The following is a 13,378-nucleotide window of genomic DNA, read 5'->3' as shown; positions in this document are numbered from 1 at the left end:
GGTGACGGAACAAGTTAACAGGGTCCGCACTAAATCGACTGTCGCAATCACGACCTCTTCACCAAATCCAGGCCACCAGCGTATCCAGAACCAATCTGACAGTTGCGCTACTTTGCAGATCGGCAGTTTTGATCCGGAACCCGGCAAGGGACGTAAGCTAAGTCGCTTATTAATTCCGGAGAGATTTATGGATGCCATTGTCACCAATGCATGCCCGGTGGCTGCCTCGGAACGTCCAACTCAACACCAGGCTGAGGAAGCGGTGCGTACGCTAATACGCTGGGCCGGAGACGATCCATCACGCGAAGGTCTGCTCGATACTCCGAAGCGGGTGGCAAAGGCCTATCGCGAACTCTTCTCCGGATACGCGACGGAGCCTGAGGATGTGCTTTCGAAGACTTTTTCCGAAGTCGGTGGCTACAACGAGATGGTGCTCGTCAGAGGCATCGAGTTTCATTCCCATTGCGAGCACCACATGGTGCCGTTCCATGGGATTGCTCATATCGCATACATTCCCGAGCAGGGCGTGCTCGGTCTTTCAAAAATGGCAAGGCTTGTCGATCTCTATGCCCGCAGGCTGCAGACCCAGGAAACCATGACTGCTCAGATCGCGAGAGCTCTTGAAGAAAGTTTACGCCCGAAAGGTGTCGCCGTGATGATCGAGGCGGAGCACATGTGCATGGCGATGCGCGGCATTCGGAAGCAGGGAGGCAAGACGCTCACAACCGCGTTCGCCGGACAGTTCGAAGCATCTGTATCGGATCAGGCGCGTTTCATAATGCTGGCCCGCGGTTGAAACCGGCCTCCTGACGACAATGAATCGCAATCTGGAGAACCCCGGATGACCGAAACACTGATGCGATCATTAGATGCAGGGTATTCTGCCTTGGTCACTGGAGCCAGCGGAGGAATCGGAAATGCGATTTCGAGGCAGTTGGAAATGGACAGCAACTGCGCCAAGGTTGCCCGCCTTTCTCGTCAAGAGAACGGGTTCGACCTTACGGACGAGAATTCCGTGCAGCGCGCGGCGGACATGCTCAGGTCGAATGAGTTTGATCTCATCATCTGTGCCACAGGTGCTTTGACCATTGACGGCATGGGACCGGAGAAGTCGATACGCCAGATTTCGCAAAATGCCATGATGGCCCAGTTTGCCGTCAACGCCGTTGGACCCGCTCTCGTCGTGAAGCACTTCGTTCCGCTGCTCGCAAAAAAGAAGCGGGTAATTTTCGCCCTCCTATCGGCGCGGGTGGGATCGATCGGCGACAATGCGCTGGGAGGCTGGATTTCATATCGCTCGTCGAAGGCTGCGCTCAACCAGATCGTTCACACAGCCGCAATAGAAGTGGCCCGGGCGAACCCATTGTCCTTGATCGTTACAGTGCATCCCGGGACCGTCATAACTCAGCTTTCCGATCCATTTTCATCGGGTCACCAGCGTTCCGAGCCTGATGAAGCCGCCAAGCGCATCTTGCGGATGCTGGACGATTTGACACCCCACCATACAGGCGGGTTCTTCGCATATGATGGAACAACCATTCCATGGTAGCCACGATTGGTCCGACAGTCGCGCCACGGGCCAAACACCTCTTCAAGTACATAAGCGATCGCCATCAATCCGGAGCTCGGCACGACGTAGCTCTCGGACGACATCGACTGAAGCTCGATATCGATCCGGTCGTGGTGGCTGCGTGGTATGACCTTGAACACTTTTTCGGTCTCAGCGGCGAACATCGCAAGCTCTCCGGTATAGTCGTCGCAAAAGTCGTCCAGCGCCGGATCAAGTTTCGTCTTGAGTTCCATGAACTTCATTGCGTCCCGCACGCACCAAATCTCCGAGGCCGACGCTACCGCTGACTTTTCGTGCCACGAGCGCTCTCTAGCCATCGAGAGCTGCCGGCCGGCCGGTATTGTAGCCGCGACCACGTCGGTGCGGCAGCCACCCTTCCCGACAGACCAGCAATCGTTAAAGCGCACAACAAAATCGCAATCGTCGATGATAGCGGCTTCACGGCAACCGAAAGATGCGTTTCCAACGATGGATATCATTCGCGGCATGCGGCCCTCTTTTGAATAGTCAAAGTTTACGGGCGGCTGGTCAAAGCAGATCAAAACGCCGGTACACCAGAAAACAAAAAGCTTTTGATCCAAAGCTTCAATCCAGCGTAGTCACTACGACATATTTTGATTATCGATCGCGGTAAAAAGCAGCCTTTGATCGCCATGAGGAGGCAATGTCGAAGATACAAACGCTGGGACGGGGCCTCGCAATGATATGGAGGAAGCAGATGAACGCTGTGCAGAAAATCGCCATAATATCGATAATTTCTATTATATTCTCGGCGTGCTCGACCTATAACGGATCTAGCGAAAGATCTGTTGCACCCCATAGTACTTCTCCTGATAAAGAATCCGTAGAAAGACAAGGATGTCGCAGTAAGCCAAATTTTGAGGGAATGATGCGGACATTATGTTACTAGTCGGATAGATTTGATAGCATACGCATCCATCGCGCTGAAGCTTTATGAACCTCAGCCGTCTAATAGCTTAATCGAATTTTCTGTTTTTAGCTTCGTTATGCGATGATTGGCGGAAGTCTTGCGAAGATGATCTCTTATCATCGCGCAATGTTCGAAACCCGATGTGCTGCGCAAATCGGTGAACCGTCGTTTGAGAAACCTTGCAATTGCGCGCAATCACAGCGGCACTTTCGAATACAATCATTTCCGGCCGTTCTATAATCTGCCTCGCGAGCTGTTCGAGACTGTTTGGAAATACGATCTGCCGTTTGGCGATCAGGCACTTCAGTTCCTGCAGTGTCGCGGGAGGACGATGGCATCTATCCTGTAGCATTGCGCTTCACCTTCCAAAGATCCGTCTTCCGGCAATCTCGGTGCGACCCGGATGCATATTGGAAGGCGGCGCGTTATCCCCGATGGCGATGCGACAGTGTGAGGACATAGCCGCATCGCGTCGAAGCTTGCTAATCGACCTGCACCGGCCTGCCAGTCTGCCAGCTTACGGTGGCGGCCTCCGCCAGTTTCTGAGCCTGGAGGCCATCAACTCCGCCGGGCTTTGGCGAACGGTTGCCGCTGTCGATCGCATCGATGAAGGCATTGATCTCGTTGGCGTAGGCCTGGGCGTAGCGTTCAAGGAAGAAATATTGGACGGGATCGCCGCTGACACCATTCGCATTGGAAAGCTCGACGCTGGTTGCTTGGATATTCCTCGCCGCAAGCATGCCGGCAGCTCCGTGGACTTCGATGCGCTGGTCGTAGCCGTAAGTCGCCCGGCGTGAATTGGTGATAACGGCAATGCGCCCGGAAGCCGTCTGCATCTGCACCGCTGCAGTATCCACATCGCCTTCGGCGCCGATCGCCTTGTCGACGAGCGAAGATCCAAGTGCATTCACGACGACGAATTCTTCCCCTATGAGGAAACGGGCCATGTCGAAGTCATGGATCATCATGTCGCGGAACAGGCCGCCGGAGGATTTGACGTAATCAGCCGACGGCGGCGCGGGATCTCGGCTGGTGATCGTCACGATCTCGATTTCGCCGATATCCCCGCGGCGTAGGCGCGCTTCCACACTGGCGAAGTTCGGGTCAAACCGGCGATTGAAGCCGATCATCAAAGTCGACTTGTTCTTCTCGACGATGTCGAGGCAGGCATTGATGCGCTCGACCGACAGGGACACCGGCTTTTCGCAGAGAATAGCCTTGCCGGCCTTCGCGGCCGCCTCGATGAGATCGGCGTGGCTGGGGGTCGGTGTCGCAATCAGGATCGCATCGACACTTGAGGACTTGATGACATCCTCCGCATCGGCAACCTCGGCGCCCGTCTGCGCGGCAAGCGCCTCTGCCGATGCCTTGAAGGCATCCGCCACATAGACGAGCTTCGCCTTCGGGTTCGCCGCAATGGTCGCGGCATGCACCTTGCCTATCCGGCCGGCGCCGATCACTCCAAACCTGATCATTGATGTCTCTCCATGACGTGTAAGTGTTGACTATCGAAATCTTCAAACCGTGAAGGCGTCGCGGAAACGGGCAAGCGCCGTCTCATCGTCGCCGGAAGCCCAGGCCTCCATGCCGATCGTGCCGCGATAGCCCATATCCTTGAGTGCACGAGCAATTGCCTTGTAGTTGATCTCTCCGGTACCGGGCTCCATGCGGCCCGGAACATCCGCCACCTGGATTTCGCCGATATGGGGCAGAGCGCGCCGGCATAGCTCGATCAGGTTTCCTTCGCCGATCTGAGCGTGATAGAGGTCGAGATTGAGCTTCAGCGCCGGTCGGTTTACCGACGAAACAAGCGCAAGCGTATCTTCGGCCTTGGCAAACGGTGTCTTGGGGTGATCGACTGCTTCATTGAGGTTTTCGAGCACGAAGGTGACGCCCTCTTTCTCGCCGAGGTCGGCGATGCGGCTAAGCGTGTCGTGCGCCTTGAGCCACATGGCGCCCGTCACTTTGTCGGCCTTGACCACCGGCAGGCCCTGGCCGTCGAGACCGGTCCCATGCAGGTTGAGACGCGGGCAATTGAGCTCCCTAGCAATCGGGATTGATTGCTTCGCAGTTCGCAGCAATTCATCTGCGCCCTCGTCATCGGCAAGTGTGCCGGCCACATAGCCCGTCATCGACGTGAAGACTGCTCCAGATTTCGCCAGGGCGGCGATGTCATGTTTCGTCCAGTCCCAGATCTCGGCGTGAAAGCCAAGTTCTGTGATGCGCTTGAGCCTGTCGAGAACAGGAAGCGACTTGAAGACCATCTCGGCGCAAACTGCGAGCGTGAAGGGGGATGAGGCATTCGGCGAGCCGTCGTTCATGACCGTATTCCATGATTGATGATTGAGTGAAAGGCGGCGACGGCCCGTGAAAACCAATCGAACGCCGCCTCGGAAGCAAGCCGACTAGATCGTGCCGCCGAGTTCTTCGGACAATTGCTGCAGTTCCTTGCCGCCGGCCATGAGGTTCTGAAGCTCATCCATCGCGATGTCCGCTTTACCAAAGGTGCCAAGCGTCTGGCCGCGATTGAGGATGGTGAAACGGTCCGCGACGGCATAGGCATGGCGGACATTGTGGGTGATGAAAATGACGCCCAATCCTCTCTGTCGAACCTGGTGGATGTATTTCAGCACCATCGAGGTTTGCGCCACGCCGAGCGCCGAGGTCGGCTCGTCGAGAATGAGGATCTTGGCGCCAAAATAGACTGCGCGAGCAATGGCGACGCACTGGCGTTCGCCCCCAGACAATGTGCCTACCGCCTGATTGGGATCGCGGATATCGATACCGATCTTGTGCATCTCCTCACGCGTGACGTTGTTGCAGTGCGTAAGGTCGATGTGACGGAAGGGGAAGAAGCCCTTACGGGGCTCACGCCCCATGAAGAAATTGCGGGTGATCGACATCAGCGGGATCATGGCGAGATCTTGATAGACGGTCGCGATGCCAGCATCGAGCGCGTCGCGCGGGCTGCTGAAATTGACCGGCTTGCCTTCGACCAGGAAGGCACCGCCGCTTGGGCGGACAACGCCGGAGAGCGTCTTGATCAAGGTGGATTTGCCCGCGCCGTTGTCTCCGAGGAGGCAGAGCACCTCTCCGGCCGACACATGCATTGATACGCCGTTGAGAGCAATCACGGAGCCGTAGTGCTTGACAATCTCGGTCACTTCAATGATCGGCGTTCGATTGTTGACATCAGACATGATCAGCGCTCCCCGGTAACCTTGCGGCGGATGAAATTGTTGAAGAGAACGGCCAGCAGCAGCATCGAGCCCAGGAAGACCTGAAACCAGTCGGAATCGAACTTGGTGTAGGTCAGGCCGATCGAGACCGAACCGAAGATGATCGCGCCGAAGAAGGCGCCAATCGCCGAACCATAGCCGCCTGTCAGCAAGCACCCACCAATGACGGCGGCAATGATCGCCTCGAACTCTTTCTGAAAGCCGCGTCTGGCGTCAGTCGAGCCAGCATCGAGCACGGTGATGATGGCAACCAGAGCTGCCGCGCATGCTGTCAGCGCAAACAGGCCGGTCTTAACTCTGTGAACGGGGACGCCGGAGTTTCTCGCCGCATTGGGATCGCCACCGGCGGCAAAAATCCAGTTGCCCATGCGGGTGCGAAGGAGGACCCAGGTTGCAGCCAGGGCAAGCACGACAAACCACAATACGGAGACCGGGACGCCCGTGACCTTCGGCATGCCGTTGGGGAACTTGTCGATCAGATCGTGATCCGCGAGCCAGACAAATGCGCCCTTCAACGCATCGCCGGAAAAAAAGCCAAGCAGCGGACTGTCCTTGACACGGTCGCTGATGCCGCGAAGCTGCGTCGAACCGCCCGTTGCCCATTTCAGGCCGACGAGCGTCAGGCCACGGAGAATGAAGAGGAATGCCAGGGTCACGATGAAGGACGGAAGGCGCGTGTGAATGACGATCTGCCCATTGATCGCCCCCATGAACGCGGCGAAGAGCATCGTCATGACGATGGCAACCGAAAGCGGCTGGCCGAAATTCGTGAGGATGACGCCGAAGATCAGTCCGGCAAAGGCCACCATCGAGCCGATCGAGAGATCGAACTCTCCTCCGATCATCAGAAGCGCTGCTGCAATGGCAAGGATTCCCAATTGCGAGGCCGGCGCCATGATGGTCATCAGGCCGGAAAGCGAAAACATCGTCGAATCTGCGGTGAGAAAGAAAAAGACGATGACGAGAACAAGGCCTGCCACGGCACCAAGCTCGGGCCGCCGCATCAGATGCGTCAGAAAACTCACTTGTTTGACGCGCTCATCGGCCTTCGGCGCGGCCGCCGTTCTCTGCTCAAGCGAAGCCATAACTCCTCCCACGGATCATAATTTAGGGTAGCGTTAGCGCTGTTCGGCAGCGCGCTCGGTCAGCCAAAGCCCCTCCCCCATCAGGGGGGAGGAGATTCTGGGAGAATGCCTTTCGGCAATTCCGCTTAGCGAATGCCCTTGGCGGAAAGATCCACGACTTGGGCGGCCTTTTCCTTGGTGATAAGGTTCGGGCCGGACGGAACATTACCCCCCGGGATAAGCCCGTATTTGGCGTAGTTGGCCAAGAATACGACCGGCAGATAGCCCTGCAGGAACTGCTGCTGATCGATCGCGAAAGCAGCCTTGCCGTCGGCCACGGCCTTCAGGAAATCGGCTGAAAGGTCGAATGTCGCCACCTTGATCTTGCCAGTCATTCCGACATCCTCGACAGCAGCCAGGGACGGCTCGCCAGCAGTGCCGGCACCGAGCGCCATGACAGTGTCGACGGCAGTATTGGAACTCAGCGCCGCCTTGACCTTCGCACGGACATCAGCCGGATCGTTGCTGACGGGTAGAACCGTGACCTTGCCGCCGAAACCGTCGGCAAAGCCCTTGCAGCGCAGATCGAGCGAAACATTGCCGACCTCCTGGTTCACGCACAGGCCTTCCTTGCCGCCCAGCTCATGCAGTTTCCCACCGGCGGCTTTGCCGGCGGTATATTCGTCCTGGCCAACATGGAGAAGCGCTCCCAACTCCTTTGAAACGTCGGAACCGGAATTGATGGAAATAACCGGGATACCGGCGGCGACAGCCTTCTTGATGGATGGACCGAGTGCTGAGGCGTCTGGAATGGAGACGATGAGCCCATCGGGCTTCTGATTGACGGCAGCATCGATGAGCTGCCCCATCGACACCATGTCGAAAGTCTCCGGAGCGCGATAATCGACGCTAATACCCATGTCCTTCGCCGCTGCGTTGACGCCGTTCTTGACGACGGACCAGAAAGGATCATTGGCCTGGCCGTGGGTGACGGCGACGATGCGAATGTCAGCGGCATTGGCGATTGCCGAAGAGCACATGAGCGCAGCAGCAACGGCCGCGCCCGCGAGAAACGATTTCAAACCGAATTTCATTTTACCCTCCCAAAATAGTCCGCATTACGCGAACTTCCCAATGCTACCGATTGCAACTCCATTTGCACCCGGTAGCAAGCTCGATAAAACTACTTTATTGTCGACAGAAATCAAGCATCCATTCCATTTTTATTTTTTTGTGGAATATTCATTCCAATCAGGAGGAGACGGCCATGCGCAAACGGGCGACGGCGAAAGAGGTGGCGGAAGCCGCCGGCGTGTCGAAATGGACCGTCATTCGTGCGTTCACGCCCGGTGCGTCGATTACGGAAGCAAGCCGACAAAAAGTGCTTCAGGCGGCCGAGGTTCTGAACTATTCGCCTAACCTGCTTGCCCGCAGTCTTGCGACGAACACCACCCATCAGGTGGCCGTCTTCGTCGACGACTTCGCCAATCCGCACAAGCTTCCGGTTCTGGAGATGTTGACCGAGCGCCTGCAGGCGGAGGGTCTGCTGACCGTATTGATCAACATCAACCGCCATTTCGATCACGTTCACGCGTTGATCAACGCCGACCAACGACAATTCGACGCTGTTATCCTATTCGGTACCGCCTTTCGCGAGGAAACACTGGGTGATCGACGGCTTGGCCGAGGTTTCCCGCCGATGTTCGTTCTTGCGAGAGACAGCCAAATCCCCGGCGTTCCCGCGATTGCCTGCGATGCAGAGCTCGCTCTCAGCGAGATCGTCGATTACCTCTTCGACAAGGGCTATCGCCGCCCCGGCTTTATGACGGGGGCGAGAACCCTGTCGACGGCGCTGGGCAGGCGCCATCATTATGCAAGTTTCTGGCGAGGGAAAGGTGTCGAAGGCGTCATAGAATTGGCCGCGGAAAGATACAGCGCCCAGGCCGGCGCCGAAGCGGCACGTACTTATTTGAGTGCAACTTCGCCCGCGTCGCGCATCGATGTATTGATGTGTGAAAATGACATTCTGGCACTGGGAGCAATGGATGTCGCCCGGAGCGAATTCGGTCTTGGGATTCCGCAAGACTTGGCAGTCGTCGGCTTCGACAATATCGAACTCGGCGGGGCTCCTGCCTACGAACTAACCAGCTACGAACAGCCCACCGACGAGATGATCAACGCCATGGTCGCAATGATAGCGGGCAAGCGCGATGCCGAAATGGTTGTCATGCAGGGGCGGCTTGTGCCGAGGTCATCGGCATGAGTGTCCCCAGGATCGTCCGCCTTACGCCTGAGCAATCACCCTCTGCCTGCTTTCATTGAGCACGCAGATTCCATTGCATATTGGGGATGATTTCCGAAGGTATTCCCTCAGGAGACCAGGGACATCGGCGGGCGGGCGGCGGGCGATGCCTTGCGGATATCGGCGGTCTGAAAGTGGGAGATTCTTTCGTTCAACGCTTCCACCTGATGCCGGAGCCGATGAATCTCCGCGGTGTTTTCCTACACCATGGCGGCATTGTGCTGGGTGATGTGCTCGACATCGCGAACGGCGTTGTTGACCTCGTCGATCCCCTTGTATTGCGTGGTCGTCGAAGACGAGATGACTTGCACCAGCCCATTGATCGAGGTGAAGTGGTCCATGATGGATGACAGCGCCTGGCCGGTCTCCTCGACGAGCCGGACGCCGGCGCCGACTTGCGATGCGCTGGTGGAAAAATGAGGTGCTCAAGACCTTGGTATCGAGAAAGTCGACAAACGAGCGACCGAAGTCGCTAAGACGCGGCACTTCGGGACGGTATCGCCGCCCCCCTTGCTCCGCTACGCAATCCATGCGTCTATTTAACCTTTGAGGGGTGAGCTTCAACGTCATGGCATCACGCACGAAGATAGCCGCTTCGCGGCAGCTCGGAGCTGGGGTCGACCTCCATCCCCAAGGGACAACGGAAGACTTGAGGATGAGTGTTTTGCGCAAGAATTCAACTCGGGTTGGCCCCGGCTATCCACAGGTCGTTGTGCTTGTCGGCGCAACGGGCGATCTCTCACGGCGCAAGCTACTGACCGGGCTGTTCCACCTCACCAATGCGGGCTTCATTCCAGGGTGCCGCATTATCGGCGTCTCGCTCGACGACATCGACGCGGATGCCTTCCGCACCATCGCCCGTGACTCGCTGGACAAGTTCTTGACTCGCAAGTTCTCGCAGTCCGAATGGGAAGCGTTTGCCGCAACGCTCGACTATGTCCCGCTCGCAGCAGGCGCCAATGCTCTCAAAGAAGCGGTCGACAGGGCCGAGGAAGCACTGGGCGCCGAGACGCGGCGCGTGCATTATTTATCCGTGCCACCAAGTGCCGCCCTTCTGGCCGTGCAACTCCTCGCCCAGGCTGAGCTGACTGAACGCTCGCGTATCATTATGGAAAAGCCCTTCGGCACGGACCTTGCCAGTGCCGTTGCACTGAACAAGAAGCTGCACGAGGTGTTCGACGAGAAGCAGATCTTCCGCATCGACCATTTCCTCGGCAAGGAGCCGGCGCAAAACATCCTGGCCTTCCGATTTGCCAATGGCCTGTTCGAACCAATCTGGAACCGCAACTTCATCGACCATGTGCAGATCGACGTCCCGGAGACGCTCGGCCTTTCCACCCGTGCCGCCTTTTACGAGACCACCGGCGCCTATCGTGACATGGTGGTGACCCACCTCTTCCAGATCCTCGCCTTCATGGCGATGGAGCCGCCCACTGCCCTTGAGCCTGCGCCAATCTCGGAAGAGAAGAACAAGGTGTTCCGCTCCATGTTGCCGATTGAGCCGCGCGACGTGGTGCGCGGTCAATACATTGGCTACCGTAATGAGCCTGGTGTCGATCCCGAAAGCGACACTGACACCTTCATCGCCCTAAAATGCGCCATCGACAACTGGCGCTGGGCCGGAGTGCCCTTCTACCTGCGTACAGGCAAGCGCATGGCCGAGGGGCAGCGCATTATTTCGATCGCATTCCGCGAGCCCCCGAAATCGATGTTCCCTGCGGGATCTGGCGTGGGGGCACAGGGCCCTGACCACCTCACCTTCGACCTCGCTGATGCCTCCAAGGTCTCGCTTTCCTTCTATGGCAAGCGCCCTGGCCCTGGCTTCCGGCTCGACAAGCTCTCGCTGCAATTCGCCATGAGCGAAACCGGCCTGATTGGCGAAGTTCTGGAGGCCTATGAGCGTCTGATCCTCGACGCCATGCGCGGTGACCACACGCTGTTCACTACGGCCGAGGGTATTGAGCGGCTCTGGGAGGTTTCCCAATCTCTCCTCGATAACCCGCCGCCCGTACGCCTCTACGACCAGGGCGGCTGGGGGCCGAAGTCGATCCACCAACTCATTGCCCCCCACGCCTGGCGCCTGCCGTTCGAGCGCGCCTGGAGGGATGCGGCAAAAGGGTGATTGACGGTCAAAAGTTGGATCGATGCCGGCGACCGGAATGGCGCCGACCAATTGCGAACAATCCCAATAGAATGACGTTGTCAGAGATGTGCAGGAAACCGAGTTTCGACCGTTAATGCTCAGTTTCGGAGTGGCATTGGTGCGTGGACCTGCATTTGTGCTGATCTCGGTCTTTTGATACATCGTTTATTTCGTCGCCGCCGTTGGTACCTTGCAGCGAACGGATTTCGGGCGCAGGCGGGTGTTCGGTTCAGTATTGCAGCCGATCACAGCCTCTGTTTGCTGAGCGGCGAACGAGCTATGCATCCCGCTGCAACGTCGTCCTGGCAAGTGCTCGCTTCAGAGCTTCGATACAGGACAGATCGTGCGAATGCCCTCCCGTCCCGTAGGATCGCTATTGCCTTGCTGATTGGCATGGCAACTTGATACCGCCGGTCGGCCGCCTGGGTAAATTGGCTGGGCTGTGGTGATCGCGTCAGGACTCAATGATTGGGATTGCGGTCACGAAGGAGACCCTGCAAGCGGCCGCTCCGCTTTTAAGGGGCATGTCTTTGAACAACCGCGATATGAGGCGCGGTTGCAATCCTTGCCTCTCATCGATGAGGAGGAATGACATCCTCTTTATCTCGATCGTGATCACGCCTGCGTTGTCATGGCGACGATAATTCCCCGAATCCATCGCATGGAATCCATTTTCCACCGCCCAGGCGGCTATCATATCCGCGTTCATCAAGATCCTGCTTTACGAGAGCCGGACGTGCTGTCTCTAGCTGTCCCGCTCGCGCAAATCGCTTCGCAGTCCTACGGATACCGTAACGGAAACGCTCTAATCCAGCCAAATCCGTCCGTGATTCCAGTTCCCCACATAGGTGTTACGAGAAAGACCCGCAGCAACCGGTACGACTCAGCCGTAAGCCCCGCCCGTTTGGCGCTCTTGAAGAAATTCAAACCGTGGCAACAGACGCCGCGCAATTGGCCAATTGGATCAACTGAAGGGCCGAACACCCAAAACCAAGACGTCGCAAGGCTGGATGGCACCGGAACCGAACCGCGCCCGTCAATTGACGGACGCGGCTCAGCGGGAGGCGCCGGAGATCAACCTATCCGATTGCCTCCGGCGGAGAAGAGGTGGATTTTCTCGGATTTGGGCGCGAGGTGGATTTGCTGGTCGGGTTTTAAATCCACCCGCCGGTGCAGCACGATGGTTGCCGTCTGCGTGCCGACACGCACCGAAAGATGGGTCTCCGCGCCGGTCGGCTCGACAGTCAGCACGGTGGCCGGAATGCCCGTCTCGCCAATGTCGAGATCTTCCGGGCGGATGCCGTAGGTACGTGCCGCGCTTTGGCTCAATTGCGGCGGAAGCGGCAGGGAAACACCGCCTTCGATACGGAAGCTGCCGTCGCTGATGCCACCCTCGAAGAGGTTCATCGACGGCGAGCCGATGAAGGCGGCGACGAAGGTGTTATCCGGGCGGTCGTAGAGATCGAGCGGCTTGCCGATCTGCTCGATGCGGCCGGCGCGCATGACGACGATCTTGTCGGCCATGGTCATCGCCTCGATCTGGTCGTGGGTGACGTAAACGATGGTCGTGCCAAGGCGCTGATGCAGTTCCTTGATCTCGCTGCGCATGGTCACCCGCAGCTTGGCGTCGAGGTTGGACAGCGGCTCGTCAAAGAGGAACACTTTCGGATGGCGTACGATGGCGCGACCCATGGCGACGCGCTGGCGCTGGCCGCCGGAAAGCTGTTTCGGCAGGCGCTCCAGCAGGGGTTCAAGTGCGAGAATGCCGGCGGCTTCGTTCACCAGCTTGTTGATTGTCGCCTTATCGCGCCCCTGCAGCTTCAGGGCAAAGCCCATATTTTCGCGCACCGTCATGTGCGGATAAAGCGCGTAGGACTGGAACACCATGGCGATATCGCGCTCCTTTGGCGCGACGTCGTTCATGACGCGCCCGTCGATGCGGATTTCGCCGCCGCTGATATCCTCTAGACCCGCCAGCATGCGCAGAAGCGTGGACTTGCCGCAACCGGACGGCCCGACGAGCGTGACGAACTCACCGTCCTCGATATCTGCGGAAACCCCGTGGATAACGGAGGCCGCGCCGTATTGCTTCTGAACCCGGTCGATTGCTACCGATGCCATTGTCTGTC

At 57.9% G+C, this 13,378-nt stretch carries 11 protein-coding genes and 3 pseudogenes; 4 read left to right on the top strand and 10 right to left on the bottom strand.

Annotation, left to right across the window (positions count from 1 at the left end; genetic code table 11):
- Positions 1-187: 187 nt before the first annotated feature.
- Positions 188-796, top strand: a complete 609-nt coding sequence (folE, locus tag RLCC275e_RS27245; protein ID WP_033183383.1) for a GTP cyclohydrolase I FolE — start codon at positions 188-190, stop codon at positions 794-796.
- Positions 797-841: 45 nt separating this feature from the next.
- Positions 842-1,549, top strand: coding sequence for an SDR family NAD(P)-dependent oxidoreductase (locus RLCC275e_RS27240; RefSeq protein ID WP_245494089.1), 708 nt, complete (start codon positions 842-844; stop codon positions 1,547-1,549).
- Here the strand turns inward: RLCC275e_RS27240 and RLCC275e_RS27235 are convergent.
- The 7 genes and pseudogenes from RLCC275e_RS27235 to RLCC275e_RS27205 all read right to left on the bottom strand — a co-directional run bounded on the left by RLCC275e_RS27235 (position 1,432) and on the right by RLCC275e_RS27205 (position 7,898).
- Positions 1,432-2,151: a Urease operon accessory protein gene (locus RLCC275e_RS27235; protein WP_130708013.1), complete on the bottom strand. Its 720-nt coding sequence runs from the start codon at positions 2,149-2,151 to the stop codon at positions 1,432-1,434. The two genes, RLCC275e_RS27240 and RLCC275e_RS27235, sit on opposite strands and share 118 nt — an antisense overlap.
- Positions 2,152-2,531: 380 nt before the next feature.
- A pseudogene (locus RLCC275e_RS27230) lies at positions 2,532-2,853 on the bottom strand (MurR/RpiR family transcriptional regulator).
- A gap of 130 nt (positions 2,854-2,983) precedes the next feature.
- The gene (gene iolG, locus RLCC275e_RS27225) at positions 2,984-3,976 is read right to left on the bottom strand and encodes an inositol 2-dehydrogenase (RefSeq protein WP_033183385.1); all 993 of its coding nucleotides are present in this window, start codon (positions 3,974-3,976) and stop codon (positions 2,984-2,986) included.
- Positions 3,977-4,018: 42 nt separating this feature from the next.
- Positions 4,019-4,822, bottom strand: a complete 804-nt coding sequence (locus tag RLCC275e_RS27220; RefSeq protein ID WP_033183386.1) for a TIM barrel protein — start codon at positions 4,820-4,822, stop codon at positions 4,019-4,021.
- An 84-nt stretch (positions 4,823-4,906) separates the two neighbouring features.
- Positions 4,907-5,701 carry an ATP-binding cassette domain-containing protein gene (locus RLCC275e_RS27215; protein WP_033183387.1) on the bottom strand — a complete coding sequence of 265 codons (795 nt, stop codon included), beginning with the start codon at positions 5,699-5,701 and terminating at the stop codon, positions 4,907-4,909.
- A gap of 2 nt (positions 5,702-5,703) precedes the next feature.
- Positions 5,704-6,825: an ABC transporter permease gene (locus RLCC275e_RS27210; RefSeq protein ID WP_033183388.1), complete on the bottom strand. Its 1,122-nt coding sequence runs from the start codon at positions 6,823-6,825 to the stop codon at positions 5,704-5,706.
- 125 nt (positions 6,826-6,950) lie between these two features.
- Positions 6,951-7,898 carry a sugar ABC transporter substrate-binding protein gene (locus RLCC275e_RS27205; protein ID WP_033183389.1) on the bottom strand — a complete coding sequence of 316 codons (948 nt, stop codon included), beginning with the start codon at positions 7,896-7,898 and terminating at the stop codon, positions 6,951-6,953.
- Between the two features lie 173 nt (positions 7,899-8,071).
- Here RLCC275e_RS27205 and RLCC275e_RS27200 point away from each other — a divergent pair, with 173 nt between their 5' ends.
- Positions 8,072-9,067 carry a LacI family DNA-binding transcriptional regulator gene (locus RLCC275e_RS27200; RefSeq protein WP_033183390.1) on the top strand — a complete coding sequence of 332 codons (996 nt, stop codon included), beginning with the start codon at positions 8,072-8,074 and terminating at the stop codon, positions 9,065-9,067.
- Positions 9,068-9,174: 107 nt separating this feature from the next.
- Here RLCC275e_RS27200 and RLCC275e_RS27195 read toward each other — a convergent pair.
- Positions 9,175-9,519, bottom strand: a pseudogene (locus tag RLCC275e_RS27195) (methyl-accepting chemotaxis protein); the annotation flags it as partial.
- 242 nt (positions 9,520-9,761) lie between these two features.
- Between RLCC275e_RS27195 and zwf the strand changes: the two are divergent.
- A complete protein-coding gene (zwf, locus tag RLCC275e_RS27190; protein WP_033183391.1) occupies positions 9,762-11,228 on the top strand; it encodes a glucose-6-phosphate dehydrogenase in 1,467 nt (488 codons plus the stop codon).
- A gap of 482 nt (positions 11,229-11,710) precedes the next feature.
- Here zwf and RLCC275e_RS27185 read toward each other — a convergent pair.
- Positions 11,711-11,958 (bottom strand): annotated as a pseudogene (locus RLCC275e_RS27185) (hypothetical protein).
- A 365-nt stretch (positions 11,959-12,323) separates the two neighbouring features.
- Complete coding sequence (locus tag RLCC275e_RS27180) at positions 12,324-13,370, bottom strand: ABC transporter ATP-binding protein (protein WP_033183392.1); 1,047 nt, start codon at positions 13,368-13,370, stop codon at positions 12,324-12,326.
- Between the last annotated feature and the right edge of the window lie 8 nt (positions 13,371-13,378).

Source organism: Rhizobium brockwellii, from assembly GCF_000769405.2.
Taxonomy (GTDB): domain Bacteria; phylum Pseudomonadota; class Alphaproteobacteria; order Rhizobiales; family Rhizobiaceae; genus Rhizobium; species Rhizobium brockwellii.
This window is presented reverse-complemented; position numbering and strand designations above follow the sequence as displayed.